The following is a 24,308-nucleotide window of genomic DNA, read 5'->3' as shown; positions in this document are numbered from 1 at the left end:
AAGTGGCCCCCCGAGACGGTGGCTTCGGGTTGGCGACGTACGGCGTGTCGTCACTGAGCTGGCGCGGAGGCGTGCCTCCGCGGAGGCCCGGCCACGAGCGAAGCGACGTGGTCGGGCCGCAGCGGAGGTCGCCGTAGCGCCCGTGAGCGGAGGAGGACGGCGCGCGGAGGTCCCGTGGGAGCGAAGCGAGTACGGGGCCGGAGCGCGCCGCCCGGACGGAGCGAACCATAAACACGGCGCGCCGCCCGCGTTGGGAACTTCCGGCCCGCCATCATTCGTATGGCTCGTAGAAGTCCCGGCGGATGCCGCCCAGGCGGGCGAGCGTCCGGTCTGCCCACCTATGGGCATAGGCTGCCGATCACATTGGCAGCGAGCCGGGGCGAGGGTGCTCGGGGCGCCGAAGCCCCGTCCGCACGGACAGCGGGAGGAACACAGTGGGAGTCAGCCTCAGCAAGGGTGGCAACGTCTCGTTGTCGAAGGAGGCGCCCGGTCTCACGAGCATGATCGTCGGCCTCGGCTGGGACGCTCGGACGACGACCGGGAGCGACTTCGACCTGGACGCGAGCGCGATCGCCTGCCGCGCCGACGGCCGGGTGCTCTCCGACCAGTACTTCATCTTCTTCAACAACCTGCGCAGCCCGGACGGCGCGATCGAGCACCAGGGCGACAACCTCACCGGTGAGGGTGAGGGTGACGACGAGCAGGTGAAGATAAACCTCGGCAGCCTGCCGTCGGAGATCGACAAGATCGTGTTCCCGGTGTCGATCTACGATGCCGAGGCGCGTCAGCAGAGCTTCGGCCAGGTGCGCAACGCCTTCATCCGGATCGTCAACGACCTCGGTGGCGCCGAGATCGCTCGGTACGACCTGTCCGAGGACGCGTCGACCGAGACCGCCATGATCTTCGGTGAGGTCTACCGGCACGGCAGCGACTGGAAGTTCCGCGCGGTCGGCCAGGGCTACGCGACCGGCCTGCGCGGCATCGCGCAGGACTACGGCGTCAACGTCTGAGGCGCTCCCGCGGCCCGGGCGCGCAGCGCCCGGCCGCCGGGCAGCGGGTTCTGCCGGGTCGTGTTCGCCGACCCGGCGGAACCATCGGTCCGACGGGTGACGCCCGGTGCGAGGCGGCCGGCGGAGGGTGGCCGTTCAGGTCGGGACGGTGATTGTTGGCATCGTGTCGCCCGCTTGTCACTTTTGTCCGTGGTGGTGCTGGCTACGATGCCGAGAGCCGCGCAAGTACCACGAGCGTGTCGAAGGTCGTTCGTCCGGTGGCCCAGATCACCGGAGCCACACGGCGCCGCCAGGCGCGGGTGGACGGCCGGGTGCTCGGGCCGGCGCGACAGACGGCGGCGCCGATGACGGCGGTGCGGCGGACTCCGGCGGACCGGAGCCGTAGTGCCAGGGCGCCCGCCGGTCACATCCCTCGACCGGTCCGCGGAGGTGCTGGTACTGGTGCACATCTTGCGGATCTTTGGTTGGTCCTTCGCGATAACCGCCGTGGTCATCGCGGGCGCCGGCGTGCTAGGCGGCTGGCACGCCGCCGCGATCGTGACGATCCTGGCGGTCCTGGAGATCAGCCTGTCGTTCGACAACGCGGTGATCAACGCGACCATCCTGGGTCGGATGAGCCCGGTCTGGCAGCGGCTGTTCCTCACCGTGGGTGTGCTCATCGCCGTCTTCGGGATGCGGTTGATCTTCCCGATCGTTGTTGTCGCGCTTACCGCGCACCTTGGCCCGGTACAGGTCATCGACCTGGCGGTCAACTCGGACAAGGTGAGCGACGGGTTCACCTACGCCGGCCATCTGCACAACGCCCACCCGGCGATCGCGGCCTTCGGCGGCATTTTCCTCTTCATGATCTTCCTGGACTTCATGTTCGACCCCGAGCGTGAGGTCCAGTGGCTGCGCTGGATCGAGGAGCCGCTGCGCAAGGCCGGCCAGCTCGACGTCATTCCCGTGGTGCTCGGGCTGGTCGCGCTGCTCGTGGTCGGCGAGGCGTTCTCCGACGGCCACACCGAGCAGGTCCTCGTCGCCGGGCTCGCGGGCCTCGCGACCTATCTGGGCGTGCGCGGTCTCGGCGAGTTCTTCGAGGCACAGGGGATCGGCGCCGACGAGGAGGACGGCGACGCCGAGGCGGAGCCGGGCGCCGTCGCGGCCACCGGCGCCAAGCGCGGCGGCGTGGTCCAGGCGACGGGGAAGGCCGCGTTCTTCCTCTTCCTCTACCTCGAGGTCCTCGACGCGTCGTTCTCGTTCGACGGCGTCGTCGGCGCGTTCGCCATCTCGCAGGACATCTTCGTCATCGCCGCCGGCCTGGGCATCGGCGCGATGTACATCCGGTCGCTCACGGTCTACCTGGTGCGGCGGGGAACGCTGTCGGAGTACGTGTTCCTGGAGCACGGTGCTCACTACGCGATCGGCGCGCTCGCCATCATTCTCGCCGTGTCGATCGAGACCGAGGTTCCCGAGATCGTCACCGGGCTGATCGGCGTCGCCTTCATCGGTCTCGCCCTGCTGTCGTCGATGCGACACCGCGACGCGAACCGTGACGAGGGCGACGAGGCTGGCGAGCAGGAGGTGCCGGAACCAGTCGGCGCCAAGTCCTGACCGCGTGCTGACCGCGCGGCCGCGGGAGAAGACGGGCAACGGTCAGGCAAAACGCGGCCTTCACATCGGCCGCCCGTCCCGTGCCTGTTCACGGGCCGGGCGGCCGGCCGGGTGGAAGCCCCTCCCGGGGCAGGGCCGTGACGGCGATACTCCACCACTTCTACCGCCGTGCAGAATGGTTGGCGGGGTCGTCGGGCCGGTGACGGCCGGGAGGTCTGCCCCGGGGACGCCCCCGGTCTCCCCGATCCGACGGGCCGCCGCGGACGACACCGCAAAGGAGCGGACATGGCAATCGACTACTCGAAGCGTCCGAGTGACACGCCTGGCGCGGCGCCCGGCGTGTCCCTGAGCAAGGTCACCCTCACTAAGTCCGCCCCCTCCGTGTCGCTCTCCAAGCAGGGCGGCGGCGGGCGGCTGCACGTCAACCTCAACTGGAACACGGGCGCCGCCCCCCAGAAGGGCGGCTTCCTCAAGCGCGTGCTCGGCGCGAATGGCGGGATCGACCTCGACCTCGCCGCCATGTTCGAGCTGTCCAACGGACAGTCCGGCGTGGTCCAGGCCCTGGGCAACAGCTTCGGGTCCTTCGACGCCCCGCCGTTCGTCAACCTGGATGCCGACGACCGGACGGGGGCGGCGGTCGGCGGTGAGAATCTCTACGTCAACCTCGCGCAGGCGGCCCACATCCGCCGAATCCTGATCTTCGCGTTCATCTACGAGGGCGTCGCGTCCTTCGACCAGGCCGACGCGGTCGTGACGCTGACCCCGGCGCAGGGCGCGCCGATCGAGGTTCGCCTCGACGAGAAGGCCGGCGGCTCCCGGATGTGCGCGATCGCACTGCTCACGAACAACGGCGCCGGCGACTTCACGGTCAGCCGGGAGGTCCGCTACGTCGGCGGTCACCGTGATCTCGACAAGGCGTACAACTGGGGTCTGAACTGGACTCCGGGCCGCAAGTGACCGAGCCGCACTCCCGTCGCCGCCGAGAGCGGTCCGGCCGCTGGTTTCCCGGGCCGGACCCTCTCGGGCCGTCCGGACAGGGCCAGGGCGCTGGCCCGGACGACGGCGACGCGGCGGGGCTCCCCGGAATGGGGGGCCCCGGCGGTGCCCCGACGACGCTGCCGATCATGTCGGTGTCCGACGGGGCGCGCGGCAAGCCCTCGGCCGCGAACGCCGTCGACATCTCCCCGATCTCGAACCCGCGAGGTATGTCGGGCAGGCCCGGTGGGGCGCTCGACGGCCGGCCGTCCTTCGACGGTGGCCCTTACGACAGCTACGACCCGGTCGACGAACCAACGAACGGTGGCCCGGACTGGGGCGCGCCGGCCCAGCGGCCCCTCACGCCCCCGGGCGGCGAGCGCGTGGCCGGCGGAATGCCGGCCGGGCTCGCTGTGGGCCCGCCGACGCCGCCGGGCGGGGCCGCCGGTGACCTGGTCGAGCAGCTGGCCACACTCGCCCGCCGGGTGGACGAGCTCGCGCGGCTCCGCCGGCACGACGTCGAGATGGTCGACCGGCTGCACGAGGAGAACACCCGGCTGCGCCAGGGCGAGCTGACGGAGGCGATGGCGCCTCTGCTGCGCGGCCTGATCAGGCTGCACGACCAGATGTCCAGCCTCGGCGCGGACGATCCGCAGAGCGTCGCCGGGATCCTGCGCAAGCAGCTTCTGCAGGTACTCGATATCGCCGCCGACGTGCGGCCCTACATCGCCGTGCCAGGCAGCCAGTTCGATCCGACGCGCCACCTCGCGCTGCGCGGCATCGGGACCGATGAGCCCGCGCGCGACCGCACGGTCGCCCGCGGCGTCCGGCCCGGCTTCGTGCGTGGCACCTCGACCGTGCTGCGCCCCGCCGAGGCCGAGGTCTACCGCCACCGGTAAGAGCCTCCCCCACCGATCTGCCGGGTCGCTCCTTTTCCGATGGTCCGGCGCTGGTCGGGGGTCGGTGTGTCAGATCGGCGGGGACCCCTGGCCACTGCTACCGGTGACCGCACGGCGCCCGGGTAGGCGTGGATGCAAGGTCCATGTGAAAACGGGGGGAGGACTCGGCGCAGCGGGCTGGATGGGGGCGGTGGCGAGGGGGATGGTTGCGGTAGGTACAACACATAGAGACATGTAGTCAGGCGCGTGACGGGCAGGGCGCGTCGGAAGGGACGGTGGCGGCGTGGCGGAGGGCGACGGCGCCCGGGGCGCCAAGGTCTTCGGGATCGACCTGGGCACGACGTACTCGTGTATCGCGCGGCTGGACGAGTACGGCCGGCCTGACGTGATCCGCAACATCGAGTCGCAGCCGACCACTCCGTCGGTGGTGCTGTTCGACGAGGGTGCCGACAGTCAGGTCTCGTTCGTCGTCGGCACCCAGGCCAAACGGCAGCTGCGCATCCGGCCGGACGACGTGGCGAGCCTGGTCAAGCGGCACATGGGCACGTCCGACTGGCGGTTCGTCGCGCACGGCGTCGAGTACACGGCGGCCGCCGTCTCCAGCCTCGTCCTCAAGGCGCTGGTCTCGGACGCCGAGCGGGCCACCGGCGGTCCGGTGACCGACGTCGTCATCACCGTGCCCGCCTACTTCGGCGACGAGGAGCGCAAGGCGACCAAGCTCGCGGGCGAGCTCGCCGGGCTCAACGTCGTCGACATCATCAACGAGCCCACGGCCGCCGCGTTCGCGTACGGGTTCGCCCAGGATGGCAAGGCGGAGTCGACCGTCCTCGTCTACGACCTCGGCGGCGGCACCTTCGACACGACGGTGATCCGGCTGCGCGAAGGCGGCATCACGGTCGTCGCCACGGACGGCGACCACGAGCTCGGCGGCGCCGACTGGGACCTGGAGCTGGTCCGCCACCTCGCCCGCCGGTTCGTCGAGGCGCAGCCCGACGCCGGCGACCCGCTCGACGACGTCTACGACGAGCAGGAGCTGCTCACGTCCGCGGAGGACACGAAGCTCGCGCTGTCGGGCCGGGAGAGCGTCGACGTCCTCGTGGTGCACGGCGGCCGGCGCACCAGCGTGCAGGTGACCAGGACGGCCTTCGAGGAGCTCACCAAGCCGCTGCTCGACCGCACCATCGAGCTCACCCGCTCGGTGCTGGACCGGGCCAGGGAGAAGGGTGTCGAGAAGATCGACACCTGCCTGCTCGTGGGCGGCATGAGCAAGTCGCCGGCGGTCGCCCGGCGGCTCGCGGAGGAGTTCGGCCTGGTCTGCAAGCTGGTCGACCCGGATCTCGCCGTTGCCAAGGGCGCCGCGGTCTACGGCCAGAAGAAGGCCCTGGAGCGCGCCGTCCACGACGACCTGGTCAAGGCGGGGCGGATCGGGGCCGACGACGATCTCACCGCGGCCTCGGACGCCGACATCGCCGCGGCGGCGGCCGAGCGGGCGGGGGAGGTGGGCCTCCCGGCCGCGGCGGTCGCCGGCCTGGTGCGCACCACCGTCACCAACGTCACGTCGCGCGGCTTCGGGATCTTCGCCGAGGACCGGGGCCGGCCGGTGGCGGCCTTCCTCGCCCACCAGAACGACCCGTTGCCGATCTCGGTGACCAGGACCTTCTACACCGTCACCGACGACCAGACCGAGGTCGACATCCGTGTCTTCGAGCAGGGCACCGCGGTCGCGTCGCCCGTCATCGAGGACAACAAGGTCATCGTCGCCGACGCGCTGCGCGGCATCCCGTCCGGCCATCCCAGGGGCACGCCCGTCGAGGTGAGCTTCGTGATGGGCCGCGACCAGACGATCGAGGTGCGCGCCACCCATCCGGGTACCCCGGAGCCGCTGGTGCTGCGGGTCACCGCCGGCGTGGGCAGCGAGGCACTGCGCACCGCCGAGGCCGAGAAGGTCGGCAAACTCGTCGAGCGCCGCGAGTAGCTGTATTGCTGGTTCGCTGTATTTCTGGTTCGCTCCGTCCGGACGGCGCGCTCCGGCCCCTTACTCGCTTCGCTCCCAAGGGACCTCCGCGCGCCGTCCTCCTCCGCTCACGGGCGCTCCGGCGACCTCGCTGCGGCCCGCCTACGTCGCTTCGCTCGTAGGAGGGCCTCCGCGAGGTGCGCCTCCGCGCCCAGCGCGGTTGCTTGCCGCTGTACGTCACGAGACCACAAGACGCGTGCGCGGGGTCCACGTCGCTTCGCTCGTGGGCCGGGCCTCCGCGGAGGTGCGCCTCCGCGCCCAGCACGGTCACCCGCCGCTGAACGTCACCTATCCGCGGCAGGCCCATCCGTAGGCCACGTCGCTTCGCTCGTGGAGACGCGAAGACCGCACGAGCGAAGCGACGTACCCAGACGAGCGCTGTGGCTTCGGGTTGGCGACGTACAGCGGCACGCAACCGAGCTGGCGCGAAGGCGCACCTCGCGGAGGCCCGGCCCCGGAGCGAAGCGAACGGGGCCGGGCCGCAGCGAGGTCGCCGGAGCGCCCGTGAGCGGAGGAGGACACGGCCCGGAGGTAGCCCGCGAGCCGCCAGGCGAGCGGGCTGCCGGAGGGCCGTGCCCGCACGGAGCGAACCATGTCAACCTTCCCGCCCAACCCGGTCCGACTTCGGCCCCGACGCCTGGAAACCCGTTGTATCGGCGCCTCAGGGCGGTCCGTAACCTGGGTGGCGTATGGATCCGGCCGCCGGGGGCGCCGGTCTGTTGCCGTCGAGTGACGTCGCCCGGTTGACGGTGGCGGCGCGATCGCGAGGCTCGGTATCCGGGCGGCTGCCCGTTCGGCTCTGACGGTGGCGGATGTACGGGGCGGCTGGCGCCCGCTCGCTCGGCACGGCGTTACATGAGGTGAGGCGTGAGCGCGGCGTTTGATGGCAGCGGATACCGCCAGCGGGTGCTGGCGGTGCTGCGCGCGCGCTCTCCGCTGCGGCTCGACGACCCGTTCTTCGTCGCCGATCTGGATCCCGAGGGCGGGGACACCGACGCCGAGGTGCAGGCGAGGCTCGCTCGGGTGCTCGCGTTCCTGCAGCGGGAGCGCAGCTCGGCGAAGTACGCGACGCTCGCCGCGGAGCTCGTCCGCCGCCGGGCGGAGTGGGAGGCGCCGCTGCGTGACGCCGAGGCGCGGGAGCGGACCCGCCAGCGGGTCGTCGAGGCTCGCCGGGACGGCGACACCGAGCGGCTCGCCAAGGTCGACGGCTACCTGGCCACCGTGCGCGAGCGGTTCGGCGGCATCCCGATCTCCCGGGTCGAGGGCCTGCGCCGCCTCGCCGCCCAGGCCGGGGTGGTCGGCGAGCGCTTCGACACACGGCTAGCCAGGGAACGGCTCATCGACGACGCGGCCGGGGTGGGCGTCGCGCCGCTGCCGGCCGACGCGCGCGGCCAGATCCGGGAGCGGCTCGACGAGCTGCGGGCCCTGCGCCGCGGCGACCAAGCCTCGACCGCCTCGCTGTGGGCCTTCCTCGGAGTGGGGCCCGACGGGCCGCCGGCCCGGCTCGTGGCCGCGTACGAGGCGGTCGCGGCGGTGAACGCCCGCCGGCCGCACGACCGGGAGAAGACGGTGACCGCGGACCTGCTCGCGCTGGTCCGCACCCGCCTGCTGGAGGGCGACCCGGCCGCCTACACCGCCGGCCTGCTCGCCGACGCGGCCGACGAGCTGCGTGCCGCGGTGGAGGAGCACGTCCTCCTGGACGGCGAGATCACCGCGGTCGCCTTCGAAGGCCTGATGCGCCGGACGCTGGGCGCCGGCCGTGGCCTGTCGGCGGCCCAGGTCAGATCGGTCGTGCTGGGCCTGGCCCGCGACCTGGGCGTCCCGGTGAGCACCGGCGCGACGGTCGACTTCGTCGTCTGCCCTGGCTGCGGGCGCCCGGAACCGGTCGGCGAGGTCCGGGTCTGCCGGTACTGCGACACCGATCTCTACATCGTCTGCCCCACCTGCGGGCGGCTGACCGAGGCGGCGGCCGCCGTCTGCCGGCAGTGCGGGCAGAGCGTCCGCCAGTCCAGGGACGCGACGGAGGCGCTCACCGCGATCCGCCGCGCGCTCGACGACGGCAGGCCGGCCGAGGCGGTCGAGCTGATCGGCCGGGCGCGGCCGGCGCTCGCCGCCGTGGGCGCCCCCGCCATCGCCGCCGGTGACGAGCTCGCCGCGCGCGTGGCGGCCGCCCTCGCCGCCGCCGACGCGGGGTGGCGGGCGCTCGCGGACGACCGTGGCGCGGGCCGGGCCGAGGCCGCGCTGGAGCGGGCGCGCTGGCTGGTCGCGCAGGCGGCCGACGTGCCCGGCCCGGACGGCCGAGGCGCCGCCGAGGTTCTCGAAGAGCTGACCATGGCCCAGGCGATGATCCGGCGGCGGGTGGACGCGGCGCTCGCGTTGCCGCCGGCGGCGCGGGAGGCCGCGCTCGTCGCCGTGCTGGCCAGCGCCTCGGACAGCCCGGAGGCCCTCGCGGCGCTGGCCGCTCTCCCGCTCGCGCCGGTGGTCGACCTGGCCGCGATGCCGGCCGGGGGCGCCTCCTCGGGTGCCGCCGGGGCGGTGCTGCTGCGCTGGCGGGCCGCCGACACCGCGACGCCGTTGTCGTTCCGGGTGGACCGGGTGGTCGCCGGGACGCTCGGCGCCCCGCCGGCCCGCTTCGCCCTCGGTACCACCACGGCCATGGAGCTGACCGATGCCGGCGCGCCCGCGTGGACGCCGGTGTATTACGAGGTGACGGCGGTCTCCGGCAGCCGCCACTCGCCGGTCGCGCGGACCGAGTCGCTGGTCCTCAGCCGGGACGTCGAGGGGCTCCGGGCCCAGCAGACCGCGGACGGTGTCCGGCTGACCTGGCGCCTGGAGGGCCCGGTCCAGCTGGTGACCGTCGAGCGGGCGGTCGAGGCGGTCGAGGTGCTCGAACCGATGGAGGCGCTCGACGACGGGAGCGCCGGCCCGCCCACCGGGGGGCTCGCGGTGGGCGACGGGGAGCCTCGGGACGTGGACCGTTCGGTCCGGCATACCCGGGTCAGCGGCGGGGTGCTGACCGATCCGGACGTGCAACCGGGTGTCACCTACCGTTACCGGCTCTCGGTGGAGTATGTCGAGGGCGACGGCTCGCCCGCCCGCACGCCGGGCGTGGAGACCTCGGTCGCGGTGGCGCTGCGGCCGCGGCCGGTCCTCGACCTGTCCGTCGCGTTCGCGGGTGGCGAGACCATGCTGCGCTGGACGGCGCTTCCCGGTTCGGACGTGCGGATCTACGCCACGTCGGGCGTGTTGCCGGACACGGCGGCGCCGGCAGCGGGCCGGTACCCGACGCAGCCATCCGCCCCGGCTGGGCCGTTCGGACCAGAGAACACCGACCTGCCGCTGGGCGCCGCCACGGGGCCGGCCCGCCTCGTCGGCGCGAGCCGGCGCGGCCGGCTGCTGGACTCGGCCGCGGTCGGCCCGGTGATCTACACCCCGGTCAGCGTTCTCGGCGGCAGGGGTGTCGTCGGCCGGCCGGTCCAGCACGTGGCCCCCGGCGGGGTCACGGAGCTGCGCGTCGAGGACCGGGGTGACGAGCTGGTGCTGTTCTTCCGTCTCGCGGCTGGGCTGACCGAGGCCAGGGTGCTCTGGCGGCGTGACCGGATGCCGACCGGCCCGGACGATCCCGTGGCCTCGGCCGCGACGGTGACCATCGCGGGTCTCGCCCTGCGCGGTGGTGGCTGGCGGCTCGCCGCGCCGCGCGATGGCTGGCCGTACTACGTGTCCTGCTTCCCGGTGTTCCGGGTGAACGGCCAGCCGCGCGCCGCGTCGGCCGGCGCCGAGCTGCTCGCCCGGGCGCCCGCCGTGCCGCTTCCGGCCGCCGGAAGCGGCACCGGGCCGATGGCCCTGCCGGGAGCTCCGGCCGGGCCGGAGGCGTCCTATCTCACGCCACTGCCGCCCGGCCCGCCGACCGGCGCGTTGCCTGTCCCCACCGGGGCCATGCCGGTGCCGTCTCCCGCCAGCGCCGCGCTGCTCCTCCCGTCGGCGACGTCGGCGATGCCCATGGCACCGGCGCGCGGTCACGCGCAGCCACCTGGTGCCGTGCCGCTGCCCGGCCCGGCGCCGGCCGCCGGGCCGGGCACCGCCGGGATGCCGGTCGGTCTGGGCAGGGCGCCCGCGCCCGCGGGGCCGCCCGTGTCCTCTCCGGGCGCGGCGCCGCCGGTGCCGCCACCCGCCGTGATGCCGCATGTGCCGCCCCCGGCGGCCGTTCCGCCCGTACCGTCGCCTGCCGGGATGCCATCGGCGGGGATGCCAGGAGCCCCACCGCCCGGAGCGGTGCCGCCCATGCCGCCCTTGGGCCAGGGGCAGGCCTCGGTGCCGCTTCTCCCCTCGCCCCCCGCCCCGGTGGCCGGGCCGGGGGTGCCGCCGGGCCCGCGGGGCCAGGCCGCACCCGCCGGGCCGTTGCCGCCGATGGTGAACCCGCCGACGTCGGGCTCTGGACTGCCTGTCATGCCCAGGCCAGGGGCGCCGGCCCAGCCCGGCCAGGAGCCGCCCCCCGCGCCCATGCCGTCCACTCCGCCCGCGCCGTCGCACCAGCCCGCGCCGTCGCACCAGCCCGCGCCGTCGCACCAGCCAGCGCCGCCGTCGCCCGTGTCCGAGGCGGCCGCGTGGCCAGGCCCGGCGGGTTGGGCGAGCCCGCCGGCCCCGCCTCAGGGCCCAGCGGGACTGGCCGCGCTGCCGCCGTGGATCCCCGCCACTCCGACGGGTGGCACGGCTGGCTGGGATGGGCACCTTCCGGCGCTCGGCGCGCCCGCCTGGCCCGCGCCCGCGAACGGCCCGGCGGCGGGCCCGCGGCCTGGCTGGACGTTGCCGGCGATGCAGGGCGGCCTGTTCGCCCCGGCCGGTCCGGGCGGCCAGTTCGATGACGGCGCCGGGACGCCGGAGCACGTCGGGTACCAGGACCAGCTGACCCTCTCGCCACCGGACGAGTTCACCGGCCACGCCACCGTCCCGCCGCCGGCGGGCAGTCCCGGCGGCAGGTTCGACGACGGTGCCGGAGTGACCGCGGCGTCCGACGAGGACGCGGACGACGACCTGGCCGACGAGCCGCCGGAGGGCGGCTCGGGGGAGCCCTGGGTGGCCTACTCGGTGGCGCGCGCCGGCTGGCGGCGGCGCGTCCTGCGGGTCCGGGTCCGCAGCGGGGGCACCGTGCCCGAGCTGGTGCTCGTCGCCCGTCCCGGGACACTGCCGCCGGCGGAGCTCGCCGAGGGGCAGGCGCTCGCCCGGCTCGCGCCGTCCGCGCAGCGCGTCACCCGGACCATGGAGGTCCGTCTCGACGGCGCCCTGCTGCCCTGGGGGATCAGGGTGCTGCCCGTGGCCGACGGCGCGGACGAGCCGGTCACGGTCGAGCACCCGTCGGATGACGCACTCGTGGTTCGCTAGATGGGACTGGGGCGCGAGGGTGACGCGCGGCCAGGGGCCGAGGGCGGGGCACTGACGTGGCCCAGATGGTTGACCTGACGTAGATCTTCCGTAGCTTTTTGGTTGGTTTGCGGGGGCGGTTGACGCCCTTTTGCCGGAATCGCGGCGCACATGCGGACAGCCGTCCCGAAATGTCCGGAAGTGTTTTCCCATGGGCGCTGCCGCGGGTGCCGGCACGGCGATTACCATGCTTGTGATCAAGTATTGCCGTGTATCCGAGGGTGCGCCGGTATTCGGCACGTCGTCCAGGGCCACGGTGGCGGGCGCCGTTTGGGAGGGCCGTTACGGCCGCTCCGGAGGGGACGGGGCCACGCGCCGCCGCTCGTGACGTGCGCCGACACCTCCGGGTGCTCCACACCCACGGCGGAAGGACGAGCCGGCGCCACGCGGTCGCCGCCTCGCCCGCCACGACCGAAAGGCAGCGCGTTCGCATGGCCTTGGCAGACAACGGTCGCCTGTCCCCTCCGGCGAGCCGTCCGGTTCAGCGAGCCGTCCATTCCATGCCCGCCGTAGCGGCGGGCGGACACACCTGGCGCCGTTCCCGTCGGCGCCACTCCCGCCGGCGTCAGTTCGCCGCGCTGGCGAGCGTCTTCGCCGTCGCGCTGCTGACACTCACGGTGCCCGGCGTGACGGCCGCCTCAGCGGCCACCACACCGCCGGCCACCACACCGCCGGCCACCACGCCACCACTCGACCAGAGCGGGCAGACCAGCGGGGTGGCCGCCGTGCCGGCCCTGGCGATCGTGCTGTTCGACAGCGACATCGTGCTCGTCGGCGGCCGCGGCTTCCTCCCCGGCCAGGACGTGAAGATCGAGGCGGCCACCGAGCAGCTCGGCGGCTCGGCCTCCATGAAGGCAGGCGGCGAGGGTCGTTTCCTGCTCGGCTTCCAGCTGCCGGCCAGCTTCGCCGGGAAGGTGTCGGTGACCGCCACCCAGGGCGAGCGGAAGGCCTCCGGCGAGCTGGTCGTGGGTGGCCCGGCGCCGGCGCCGACGATCACGCCGACCGTGCCCGCGGGCGCGCCTGAGACGACGAGCAAGCTGGACACCGCCGGCAAGAACTCCGGGCTTCCGTGGATGTCCGGCGTCCATCCGGCGAACGAGATGCAGCCCTACCTGGACTTCGGCACGTGGCGGGGCCGGCAGGTCGACCTTGCCCACGTGTTCACGGTCCGCGAGCAGGGCTGGGACCCGATCGTCGAGCCGACCTGGCCGGTGGAGGACTTCGCCAGCTTCCCCGGCAAGCTGGTAATCAGCCAGCCGCTGTACCCGGAAGGGGTCGGCAACAACGCCGACTGCGCGAACGGCGCGTACAACGACCAGTGGAAGCGGTTCGGCACCTTCCTGGTGAACCACAACCGCGCCGACACGATCGTGCGGATCGGCTGGGAGTTCAACGGCTGGTTCATGTACTGGCACGTCGACGCCGACCCCACCAACTGGGTGAAGTGCTTCCAGAACGTCGCGACCGCGATCCGGTCCACCGACCCGGACATAAAGATCGACTGGACCTTCAACGCCCACAACTCGCCGGTCCCCGACGGTGGCTCGCCCTGGCCCGCCTACCCGGGTGACGAGTACGTCGACTACATCGGGATCGACCCGTACGACATGTTCCCGCCGTCACCCGACGAGGCCACCTTCGACCGGCAGTGCAACGACCCGAACGGCCTCTGCTACGCCGCCAAGATGGCCCGGGAGCACGGCAAGAAGCTCTCCGTCGGTGAGTGGGGCGTCACGTCCTGCTCCGGTGACCCTGGTGGCGACAACCCGCTCTACATCCGGAAGATGTGGGAGACGTTCGTCGCCAACAAGGACGTCATGGGCTACGAGTCGTACTACGACGACCCGATGCCGAACAACGTCTGTTCCACGATCTTGAATGGCGGGGTGAACCCCAACTCGGCCGCCGAGTACAAGAAGCTCTGGGACGGCGGGGTCTAACCGTCGTGCCACCCTGTGAGCCGGCCCGCCCGCGGCGGGCCGGCTCACAGGGCAATGGCGAGGCCGCGCCGTCGCGGAAAGTAGCCATCCGATGATCGTCGCGTTGTGGCGGATGGCGACCGGGTGGATGCTGATCGGATCCGTAACCGGTTGAACCGGCTTGGTATGGAACGGCGGCATTACGGACAAATGTCGGAAAGGCGTCAGTGGGACGTTTCCCAGCGTCCCGCCCCTTCTGGAGGGTACGGTCCGACGCGTCGGACGTTCTCGCAGGTCCGGCGGCGCGTGAGCGCACCCCGGCGGGAATTCGCCGAGCCGCGCGCCCAGGGGCGAGGCCCGTCGAGCTAGAAGGAGCCGCTGCGGTGCGACACTTCGCCTTCCTCGACTCGGCGGCCAGTGACGCGTTGTTCCACCTGCCGCCGGTCGAGATCACCCGCGACGACGACCGGCGGATGGTCGCGACGGCACTCGGCGCGACGCTGTACGCGCCGGGGACCCGGCCGCGGCTCGCGGACGACGTGCGCCGTCAGTCGGCCGCCGGCGTCGCGTCGATGGTGCTGTGCCTCGAGGACGCGGTCGCCGACCACGAGGTGGCGGCGGCGCAGGCGAACGTGGTGCGCGCCCTCAACCAGCTGGGCGACGAGCCGCCACGCGTCGGCGACGACTCCGGCATGCTGTTCGTGCGGGTGCGCGCGGCCGAGCAGATCCCCGCCCTCATCGCCGGGCTCTCGGCCGCGGCGGCGGACGTGCTCACCGGCTTCGTGCTGCCGAAGTTCGTCGAGGACAGCGGCGAGCCGGCGCTCGAGGCGGTGCTGCGGGCCAGCGACACGATCGGCCGCCCCCTGTGGGCCATGCCCGTGCTGGAAAGCCCGGAGGTCATCTACCGGGAGACTCGGCTGGACACGCTGCGCGGGGTGCGCCGTCTCGTCGACAAGCACGCCGACCATGTGCTGGCGGTGCGGCTGGGCGCCACCGACCTGTCCGGGCTCTACGGGCTGCGCCGCGACCGCGATCTGACCATCTACGACATCGCCGTGGTGCGGGACTGCATCGCCGACATCGTCAACGTCTGCGCCCGCGGCGGTGACCACGTCGTCACCGGGCCGGTCTGGGAGTACTTCGCTCAGCCCGAGCGACTGTTCCTCAGCACGCTGCGGGTCACCCCGTTCGCCACGGCGGATCTCGCGAACCCGGACGTCCAGGGCCCCGCGCTGCGCCAGGACCTCGTCTCCGCCGACCTCGACCGGTTGATCAAGGAAGTCGTGCTGGACAAGGCGAACGGCCTGATCGGCAAGACCGTCATCCATCCCAGCCACGTCGCCGCCGTCCATGCCCTCTACGTCGTGACCCACGAGGAGTACGAGGACGCGCAGACGGTGCTCGCCGGCGAGTCGGGTGGCGTCCAGCCCAGCCGCTACGCGAACAAGATGAACGAGCTGCGCCCGCACCGGATCTGGGCGCAGACCGTGACCAGGCGCGCCGCCGCCTTCGGGGTGCTCCGCGAGGGCCACACCTTCGTCGACGTGCTCGCGGCCAGCCAGGTGGTGGCCGCTTGAAACCGCCGGCACCCGGCGGCTCGGCGACTGGCGGCTCGGCACCCGCGGCCGCGGGTGCCGGCCGCGCTGTGGTGGGCATCTCGGCCCCAGGCGGTTCCACGGCCGGCCGATTCGCGGATGGTGGACCAGTGTTGGACAGCTCCCCGCTCGCCGGCCGGGCGGACCGGTCTCCCGCGAGCCCGTGGCCGCCGGCCGGGGACGGCGGGGACGACGACGGCTGGCTGTGGGTGGCACTGGGACTCGCGGCCGAGGTGACCGAGGACGTCACCGGCGCCGGGCTGGGCGGCATTGTGGGCCTGGCGCTGCGGCGCAACCCGCGCCGTGCCCACCTGCTGGTCAGCCGGGTGCTTGGCAAGCACCTGCCGGTCCGGCCCGAGGTCGCGCTCGGCGCGGCCGCCGCGCTCGCCGCCAGGGCGCGCGACGTCTCCGCTGTCGGCCGCGCCGGCGGCGCGCCGTTCGTCCTCGGCTACTGCGAGACGGCGACCGCCCTCGGGCACGCGGTGGCCGACGGCTTCGCCGACGCCGACTACCTGCACACCACCCGCCGCGCGGTCGCCGGGATGCGCTCCGAGCTGGAGCTCGCCGAGACGCACTCACACGCCGTGCACCACTGGCTGCTGCCCGCCGATCCGCGGCTGCTGACCGACCCCCGCCCGCTGCTGCTCGTCGACGACGAGCTGTCCACCGGCAACACGGCGCTCGGCACGATCCGGGCGCTGCACGCGCTCGCCCCGCGCCCCGCCTACACGGTGGCGACGCTGCTGGACGCGCGGCCGGCGGCCTCGCGGGCGCGCTTCGACGAGGTGGCGGCCGAGCTGGGCGTGCCCGTCGACGTCGTCTCGCTGGTGTCCGCGACCGTCGCGGTGCCGCCCGACGTGGCCGACCGTGCCCGGGCGCTGCGCGAACGCCACGGCGCGGCGGCGGGCGGCGCCGCCCGCGCGAACGACGGCGTGGGTGGCGCACCCGACGGCTCGGCGATGACCGGGCTGGGCCCGCCGAGGTCGGTGACGTGGCTGCGCCCGCCGTGGCCGGCCGAGCTGCCCGATGGGGGGCGGCACGGCTGGGCGCCGCGCCACCGCGGGCTGCTCGACGAGACGGTGGGGAACGTGGCCGCCGCCATCGCGGACCGGCTGGTCGAGCCGGGCGGGCGGACGCTCGTGCTGGGGACGGAGGAGCTCATGTACACCCCGATGCGGCTTGCCGCGGCGCTCGGCCGGGCAACCGGCGGCGACGTGCGCTACCAGTCGACCACCCGGTCGCCGGTGCACCCGCTCGACGTGCCCGGCTACGCGATCCGGTGCGCGCTGGAGTTCCCGGCGCCGGACGACCCCGGCCGTGTCAGCCAGGTCTACAACGTCGCGCCAGGCCGCTACGACGACATCGTTGTGGTCGTCGACGACGGCACGGACGCCACGGCGCCGGCCGCCGGCGACGGCCCGCCGCCCGAAGCGGCTGGCAGGCTGGCCCATGGCCGGCCGCGGAGGGCATCGAAGGCGGCGTGGCCCGAAGCGGCTGGCAGGCTGGCCCATGGCCAGCCGCGGAGGGCGTCGACGGCGGCATGGCCCGCGGGCCTGGTGGAGGTGCTGCGCCACTGCGCGCCGGTCACCGTCGTCACGTTGCCGTCGTTCGTCCCGGCGGGCGCCCGGTGACCGCGACCACCGCGGCGACACCGGCCGCCGGCCGGCCCGCGTCCGGCCCGGTCCCACCGGACGCGCCGCCCGGCGCGGGCCTGCCTGGCACGATCGGCTCCGGCTCCTACGACCCGGCGGACGTCACGTTCCTGCTCAAGGACCTCTCCGCCGTCGCCCTCGAGCGGTCCACCGAGGACCGCGAGGAGGACATGCAGCGCGGCCGGCACTACTCCGAGGACCTGCCGGTCGAGTACCAGCCGGACGACGGCTACCTGGAGCTGTACCACCAGGCCCTGGAGCGCTCGGCGACCAGAGTGGCGCTGGCCGCGGGCGTCGTCTCCGAGCTGGTGCGCGTCGCCAAGCCCGCGCCGGTGCTGGTGTCGATCGCGCGGGCCGGCACGCCAGTCGGCATCCTGATGCGCCGCTGGTACGCCTTCCGCTACGGCCTCGACGTGCCGCACTACGCGATCTCGGTGATCAAGGACAGGGGTGTCGACCTCAACGCGGTCCGCCACCTCACCGCCCGCCACGACCCGGCCGCGCTGCAGTTCGTCGACGGCTGGACGGGCAAGGGCGTGATGACCCGGGTGCTCACCGAGACGGTCGTCCCGCTCGGTCTCGACGACACCCTGGCGGTGCTCGCGGACCCCGCCCGGTGCGTGCCGCTGTACGGCACCCGCGACGACTTCCTCATCCCGAGCGCCTGCCTGAACTCCACGGTCAGCGGGCTCGTCAGCCGGACGGTGCTGAACGCCGAGCACATCGGCCCGGGCGACTTCCACGGCGCGAAGTACTACCGCGACCTGGAGCCGCACGACCTGTCCCGCCACTTCGTCGAGACGGTCGTCGCCCGGTTCGCCGACGTCGCCGACGAGGTGGCCGAGACCTGGCCCCGGCTGTGGGCCGGCGACCGGACCCCGACCTGGGAGGGCTGGGCCGCCGTCGAGCGGATCGCCGAGCGGTACGACATCCCCGACGTGGCGATGGTGAAGCCGGGCGTCGGCGAGGCGACCCGGGTGCTGCTGCGCCGGGTGCCGTGGCGGGTGCTGATCGCCCCGGGCGCGGCCGGCGAGCTCGCGCACGTGCTCGCCCTGGCCGAGGCGCGCGGCGTGCCGGTCGAGGAGATGCCCGGCCTGCCGTTCTCGTGCGTCGGCCTCGTCCGCCCGGTGCGCGCCGACGGGGAGGCCCCGGAGTTCCACACGGCGCAGTCCCGGTACCGCCCGGTCACCGAAGCCGGGCAGTGACGCTCCCGGAGGCCGCGCCGGGCGCGCGGTGGCTGGTCGCGTGCGACCTCGACCAGACGCTGATCTTCTCGCGGCGCTCGTTCCGGCTGCCCGAGGGCGCCGCCGAGCCGCCGCTGGTCACCGTCGAGCACCTCGACGGCGAGCCGGCGGCGTTCATGACCGAGACGGCGTTCGCCAGCGTCGCCGAGCTCGCCGGCCGCGCCGTGCTGGTGCCGGTGACGACCCGCACGCTCGGCCAGTACCGCCGTGTCGACCTCGGGGTCGCGCCGGCCTACGCCGTCGCGGCGAACGGCGGCCATCTGCTCGTCGACGGCGAGCCCGACCCGGCCTGGGCCGCCACCGTCGCCGAGCGGCTGCGCGCCGGGGCGCCGCTCGCCGCCATGCTCGACGTCGCCGCGCGGCTCGCCACCGGCGGCTGGTGCCGGCTGACCCGGGTCGCCGACGACGTGTTCGTCTACCTGGTCGCCTACGACCGTGACGGCATCCCGGACCTCGCCGAGGTGACCGCCGAGGTCGAGGCCGCCGGCTGGACCGTCTCCGTGCAGGGCCGCAAGGTCTACCTCGTCCCGGCCGCGCTCACCAAGCAGGCCGCGCTCGCGGAGGTGGCCCGCCGCGCCGGCGCCGACCGGGTCGCCGCCGCCGGCGACTCGCTGCTCGACGCCCCGATGCTGCTCGCGGCCGACGCCGCCGTCCGCCCCGCCCACGGCGAGCTCCACGACCGCGCCTGGGCCGCCCCCAACCTGCACGTCACGGCGGCCCCCGGCCTCCTCGCCGGCGAGGAGCTCCTCGCCCACCTCAACGGCCTTGTCGACAGGCTCCCCGCTCTGCCCGTGACCCAGCCGTGACCGCTTGCCGCGCGGCCTGTACCGCCCGGCACCGTGCTGGTCGCTCGTCGGGCGGACCTGTGCCGTTGGCCGCTTGGCCCGCGCCGCCCGGCGCAATGGCGATCGACGCGACGTTCGCCGTCGTGGTAGAGACGGACCGGGCCGGAACGGGCGGCCAGACTCCCTCGACGACGTAGGAGGACGCGTGAGCACCACCGACGAGACCGACACCAGCCAGGCGGCCCCGGCCGGAACGCTCGAGGCGGAGCTTGCGCGGCTGCTCGCGGTGGAGAGCTTCGGCCCGCCCGCCGGGTTCACCCGCCGCCACCCGGTCGAGGCCGACGTGGCCGCCGCCGCGGCCGACCCGGTCGCCTTCTGGGCCGACAAGGCCCGCGAGCTGCTGAACTGGGACCGGCCGTTCACCACCGTTCTCAACGATGCGAACCCGCCGTTCTACAAGTGGTTCGAGGACGGGGAGCTCAACCTCTCCGCGAACTGCCTGGACAGGCATGTCGCCGCCGGCCGGGGTGACCGGGTCGCGTTCTACTGGGCCGGCGAGGAGGGCGAGCGGCGCGCCGTCACCTACGCCGACCTGCTCGACGAGACGCAGCGGCTCGCGAACGGGCTGCGCTCGCTCGGCGTCGGCAAGGGCGACGTCGTCGGCATCTTCCTGCCGATGATCCCGCAGGTCGCCGCGGCGATGCTCGCCTGCGCGCGGATCGGCGCCGTGCACAACGTCGTCTTCGGGGGATTCGCCCCGTCCGCCGTGAGGGAGCGGATGGAGGTCTCCGACGCGAAGGTGCTCATCACCGTCGACGGCGCGCGCCGCAAGGGCCGCACCGCGCCGGTGAAGGCCGCCGTCGACACGGAGATGGGCGACCTGAAGGGCCTCGAGCACATCATCGTGGTGGAGGCGGTCGGCGCCGCCGGCCTCGGTGGCGAGCGCGCGCCGATGACGCCCGGCCGGGACGTCTGGTACGAGGAGCTCGTCGCCGCGGCGGACCCGGTATGCCCGCCGGAGCCGATGTCGGCGGAGGCGCCGCTGTTCATCCTCTACAGCTCGGGCTCCACGGCGAAGCCGAAGGGCATCCTGCACACGACGGCCGGCTACCTGCTCGGCGCGACCTACACCTACCGCACGGTCTTCGACATCGACCCGGCGTCCGACATCTACTGGTGCTCCGCCGACGTCGGCTGGATCACCGGGCACTCCTACATCGTCTACGGCCCGCTGTCGAACGGCGCGACCAGCGTGATGTACGAGGGCGCCCCGGACTACCCGGACTTCGACGCCTGGTGGAAGCTGATCGACGAGTACAAGGTCACCGTCTTCTACACGGCGCCGACCGCGATTCGCTCCTGCATGAAGTGGGGCGCCGAGTACCCGGACCGGCACGACCTGAGCTCGCTGCGCCTGCTCGGGAGCGTCGGCGAGCCGATCAACCCGAAGGCATGGCTCTGGTACCACAAGGTGATCGGCGGTGGGCGCTGCCCGGTCGTCGACACGTGGTGGCAGACCGAGACCGGCGCCATCATGATCTCCCCGGTCCCCGGCGTCACGCCGACGAAGCCCGGCTCGGCGACGAAGCCGCTCCCCGGTTACAGCCCGGCGCTGCTGACCGAGCAGGGCCAGCCGCTCAGCGAGGGCGTCGGCGTCCTTGTGATCACCCAGCCGTGGCCGTCGATGCTGCGCACTCTGTACAAGGACGACGACCGGTTCGTCGAGACGTACTTCTCCCGGTTCGGCCCGGCGACCTACCTGGTCGGGGACGCCGCCCGCCTCGATGCCGACGGCTACTTCTGGATCATCGGCCGGATCGACGACGTCATCAACGTCTCCGGGCACCGTCTGTCCACCGCCGAGGTCGAGTCGGCGATCGTCGCGCACGAGGCGGTCGCGGAGTCCGCGGTCGTCGCCCAGGCCGATGAGCAGACGGGCCAGGCGATCGTCGCGTTCGTGACGCTCGCCGGCGGCCGGGTCGGCGACGACGCCATGGTCGCCGAGCTGCGTGACCACGTCGCCGCGCGGATCGGCAAGCTGGCCCGGCCGAAGCGGATCATCTGGGCCGACGACCTGCCCAAGACCCGGTCCGGCAAGATCATGCGCCGGCTGCTGCGGGACGTCGCGGAGGGGCGTGCTCTCGGCGACGTGACGACGCTGCGTGACCCCGCCGTGATGGCGGCCCTCGCGACGAAGGTCGCCGAGGGCGACTCAGAGGACAAGTAAGACCGGGAGCCGGGGTCGAGATGCTCCCGCGTCTCGACCCCGGCTCCTGGCCGCCAGGCGTTGTCGCCTCATGCCGTCGCCGAGTGCCGACGCTGACGTGGGTGACCGTACGGGCCGTGAGATGACCCGAAGGTGTAGACGTCAACACAGTCCGGAATGGGGTGCTATCGGAGCATCAGTGCCCCATTCCGCCTGTTCCACTTGTGACATCGAAGGGTTTTCCTGTTGGTAACCCTGGGGTGAGACCCGGGTGCGGCCAGTTCACGTGGACTGTCTAGGCTGACGTCTTCGTGAGAGCACTCCGACGGTTCACCGTCCGCGCGCAGCTTCCCGAGCAGCTTGCTCCGCTCGCCGACCTGGTCATGAACCTCCGCTGGTCGTGGCACCCGGAGACGCTTGACCTCTTCGAGTCCGTGGATCCCGAGCTGTGGCGGGCGACCAAGGGTGACCCGGTCCGCCTGCTCGGCGAGGTCGACCACGGCCGGTTGGTCGCGCTCGCCGGTGACCGCCGCTTCCTGCGTAGGCTCACGGACGCGTTCGACGAGCTTCAGGAGTACCTGAACGCCCGTCTGTGGTACCAGGAGCGGAATCTGTCCGGCGCGCCGTCGGCGATCGGCTACTTCTCGCCGGAGTTCGGCATCACCGAGGTGCTGCCGCAGTACTCCGGCGGCCTGGGCATCCTGGCCGGCGACCATCTCAAGACCGCGAGCGACCTCGGCGTGCCCATCATCGGCGTCGGGCTGCTCTACCGCGCCGGCTACTTCGTCCAGTCGCTGTCGCGGGACGGTTGGCAGCAGGAGCGCTACCCGGGCATCGACCCGCATGGCCTGCCGCTCACCCAGCTCACCGACGCCGACGGCGTCCCGCAGAAGGTGGCCGTCGGGCTGCCCGAGGGCCGTACCCTGCACGCCCAGATCTGGAAGGCGCAGGTCGGCCGCGTCCCGCTGCTGCTCCTCGACTCGGACGTCGAGGACAACCAGCCCGCCGAGCGGGGCGTCACCGACCGGCTCTACGGCGGCGGCACCGACCACCGGCTGCTGCAGGAGATGCTGCTCGGCATCGGCGGCGTCCGGGCGCTGCGGGTGTACTCCGAGGTCACCGGCGCCCCGGCGCCCGACGTGTACCACACCAACGAGGGCCACGCCGGCTTCCTGGGACTGGAGCGGATCCGCGAGCTGGCCGCCGGTGGGCTGAGCTTCGACGAGGCGCTGGAGGCCACCCGCGCGGGCACCCTGTTCACAACCCACACGCCGGTCCCCGCCGGCATCGACCGGTTCCCGAAGGACATGGTCGCCCGGCACTTCGGCGGTGACAACGCCTGGGACGGCGTGCCCGTCGAGCGGGTGCTCGCGCTGGGCACCGAATCCGACCCGAACATGTTCAACATGGCGCACATGGGCCTGCGCCTCGCGCAGCGCTCCAACGGCGTGAGCGCGCTGCACGGCATCGTAAGCCGGGAGATGTTCAACGGCCTGTGGCCCGGGTTCGACCCGGCCGCCGTGCCGATCGGCTCGGTCACCAACGGCGTGCACGCGCCGACCTGGGTCTCGCGGACGCTCATCGAGCTGGCCGACCGCGAGTCGGAGCCGCCGCTGCTCTCTCCCGACGGCCAGGGCTTCGCGAAGATCGACAAGATCTCCGACGAGGTGCTGTGGGCGACGCGCCGGGAGCTGCGCGAGGGCCTCGTCGCGGAGGTGCGCCGCCGGCTGCGCGCCTCGTGGCTCGCCCGCGGCGCCGCCGCCGGCGAGCTCGACTGGGTGGACAGCGTCTTCGACCCGGACGTCCTGACCATCGGCTTCGCCCGCAGGGTGCCGTCGTACAAGCGGCTCACGCTCATGCTGCACGACCGCGACCGGCTCACCCGGCTGCTGCTGCACGCCGAGCGGCCGATCCAGATGGTCATCGCGGGCAAGGCCCACCCGGCCGACGACGGCGGCAAGCAGCTGGTCCAGCAGATCGTCCAGTTCGCCGACGACCCGGCCGTGCGCCGCCGGATCGCCTTCCTGCCGGACTACGACATCGGCATGGCCCGCTACCTCTACTCCGGCTGTGACGTGTGGCTGAACAACCCGCTGCGCCCGCTGGAGGCCTGCGGCACGTCCGGGATGAAGTCGGCGCTCAACGGCGGCCTGAACCTGTCCATCCGGGACGGCTGGTGGGACGAGATGTTCGACGGCCAGAACGGCTGGGCGATCCCGACCGCCGACGGCGTCGAGGACCCGGACCGGCGCGACAGCATCGAGTCGGCCGCGCTGTACGACCTGCTGGAGAACGCCGTCGCCGCCCGGTTCTACGACCGTGCGGACGGCATGCCGCGCCGCTGGACGGCGATGGTGCGCCACACCCTGTCCACCCTTGGGCCGAAGGTGCTCGCGACCCGGATGGTCCAGGAGTACGTCGAGAAGTACTACGTCCCCGCCGGGGTCTCCGCGCGGGCGGCGGCGGCTGACGGCTTCGGCGGCGCCAGGGACCTCTCGGGCTGGAAGGCGAAGGTGCGCTCGTGCTGGTCGGGCGTGCGGGTCGTCAACGTGGACTCGACCGGCCTTGGTGACACCCCGCAGGTCGGTCAGGAGCTCGTCGTCCGCGCGACGGTCGAGCTCGGTGACCTGGCCACGTCCGACGTCGTCGTGCGGGCTTCCTATGGCCGGGTCGACGAGACCGACCGGCTGCTCGCCCCGGCGACGCTCGACCTGCACCCCGCCGGCGACGCCGAGGGCGGCGGCCACCGCTTCGAGGGCACCATCCCACTCTCGCGCACCGGCCCGTTCGGCTACACCGTCAACGTCCTGCCCGCCCATGTCCTCCTCGCCAGCTCCGCCGAGGTCGGCCTGATCACCACCCCGTAGCCGCGTCATGCGCCACGCGCCGGGCCCGGGCCGACCACCACGTCGGCCCGGGCCCGGCGCGTTCCCGACCACGAGTTGACCACCGCGCCTCGGTGCCGGGTACTCCGAGGAGTGCCCGGCGCCGTGGGCCG

The 24,308-nt window shown here is 73.4% G+C and carries 13 protein-coding genes; all 13 read left to right on the top strand.

From position 1 onward, the window contains the following. The first annotated feature begins 434 nt into the window (after window positions 1–434). The 13 genes from QOZ89_RS40770 to glgP all read left to right on the top strand — a co-directional run bounded on the left by QOZ89_RS40770 (window position 435) and on the right by glgP (window position 24,177). Window positions 435–1,010 carry a TerD family protein gene (locus QOZ89_RS40770; protein ID WP_071050181.1) on the top strand — a complete coding sequence of 192 codons (576 nt, stop codon included), beginning with the start codon at window positions 435–437 and terminating at the stop codon, window positions 1,008–1,010. 441 nt (window positions 1,011–1,451) lie between these two features. After that, window positions 1,452–2,603: a DUF475 domain-containing protein gene (locus QOZ89_RS40765; protein ID WP_312629494.1), complete on the top strand. Its 1,152-nt coding sequence runs from the start codon at window positions 1,452–1,454 to the stop codon at window positions 2,601–2,603. Window positions 2,604–2,888: 285 nt separating this feature from the next. Continuing rightward, entirely contained in the window at window positions 2,889–3,560 is a 672-nt protein-coding gene (locus QOZ89_RS40760) for a TerD family protein (RefSeq protein WP_071050182.1), read from the top strand. Window positions 3,561–3,727: 167 nt separating this feature from the next. Continuing rightward, window positions 3,728–4,477 (top strand): hypothetical protein, encoded by a 750-nt coding sequence (locus QOZ89_RS40755; protein ID WP_241841901.1) that lies wholly within the window; start codon window positions 3,728–3,730, stop codon window positions 4,475–4,477. A gap of 283 nt (window positions 4,478–4,760) precedes the next feature. Then, window positions 4,761–6,452, top strand: coding sequence for an Hsp70 family protein (locus tag QOZ89_RS40750; RefSeq protein ID WP_071050184.1), 1,692 nt, complete (start codon window positions 4,761–4,763; stop codon window positions 6,450–6,452). 906 nt (window positions 6,453–7,358) lie between these two features. After that, window positions 7,359–11,870 carry a zinc ribbon domain-containing protein gene (locus QOZ89_RS40745; RefSeq protein ID WP_312629490.1) on the top strand — a complete coding sequence of 1,504 codons (4,512 nt, stop codon included), beginning with the start codon at window positions 7,359–7,361 and terminating at the stop codon, window positions 11,868–11,870. A 539-nt stretch (window positions 11,871–12,409) separates the two neighbouring features. Continuing rightward, window positions 12,410–13,849: a glycoside hydrolase family 26 protein gene (locus tag QOZ89_RS40740; RefSeq protein ID WP_312629488.1), complete on the top strand. Its 1,440-nt coding sequence runs from the start codon at window positions 12,410–12,412 to the stop codon at window positions 13,847–13,849. Window positions 13,850–14,211: 362 nt separating this feature from the next. After that, window positions 14,212–15,405, top strand: coding sequence for an HpcH/HpaI aldolase/citrate lyase family protein (locus QOZ89_RS40735; protein ID WP_071050187.1), 1,194 nt, complete (start codon window positions 14,212–14,214; stop codon window positions 15,403–15,405). A gap of 131 nt (window positions 15,406–15,536) precedes the next feature. Beyond that, window positions 15,537–17,054 (top strand): phosphoribosyltransferase family protein, encoded by a 1,518-nt coding sequence (locus tag QOZ89_RS40730; RefSeq protein ID WP_083418996.1) that lies wholly within the window; start codon window positions 15,537–15,539, stop codon window positions 17,052–17,054. Between the two features lie 80 nt (window positions 17,055–17,134). After that, window positions 17,135–18,280 (top strand): cysteine protease StiP family protein, encoded by a 1,146-nt coding sequence (locus tag QOZ89_RS40725; RefSeq protein ID WP_071050204.1) that lies wholly within the window; start codon window positions 17,135–17,137, stop codon window positions 18,278–18,280. After that, the gene (locus QOZ89_RS40720; protein ID WP_312629484.1) at window positions 18,277–19,125 is read left to right on the top strand and encodes a sucrose-6-phosphate hydrolase; all 849 of its coding nucleotides are present in this window, start codon (window positions 18,277–18,279) and stop codon (window positions 19,123–19,125) included. Before QOZ89_RS40725 ends, QOZ89_RS40720 begins: the two co-directional genes overlap by 4 nt. A gap of 184 nt (window positions 19,126–19,309) precedes the next feature. Further along, a complete protein-coding gene (acs, locus tag QOZ89_RS40715) occupies window positions 19,310–21,331 on the top strand; it encodes an acetate--CoA ligase (RefSeq protein ID WP_312629482.1) in 2,022 nt (673 codons plus the stop codon). 290 nt (window positions 21,332–21,621) lie between these two features. Continuing rightward, a complete protein-coding gene (gene glgP, locus QOZ89_RS40710; protein ID WP_312629481.1) occupies window positions 21,622–24,177 on the top strand; it encodes an alpha-glucan family phosphorylase in 2,556 nt (851 codons plus the stop codon). Window positions 24,178–24,308 lie beyond the last annotated feature (131 nt).

Origin of the sequence: Pseudofrankia coriaricola (assembly GCF_032027725.1) — a bacterium.
GTDB lineage: Bacteria > Actinomycetota > Actinomycetes > Frankiales > Frankiaceae > Pseudofrankia.
Note: the sequence above shows the minus strand (reverse complement) of the source record. Positions and strands in the feature narration are given on the sequence as shown.

Excerpts from the sequence above, each read along its gene's own strand:
- QOZ89_RS40760 (WP_071050182.1), top strand. The coding sequence starts at position 2,889 with ATGGCAATCGACTACTCGAAGCGTCCGAGTGACACGCCTGGCGCGGCG.
- QOZ89_RS40755 (WP_241841901.1), top strand. The coding sequence starts at position 3,728 with ATGTCGGTGTCCGACGGGGCGCGCGGCAAGCCCTCGGCCGCGAACGCC.
- QOZ89_RS40740 (WP_312629488.1), top strand. The coding sequence starts at position 12,410 with ATGCCCGCCGTAGCGGCGGGCGGACACACCTGGCGCCGTTCCCGTCGG.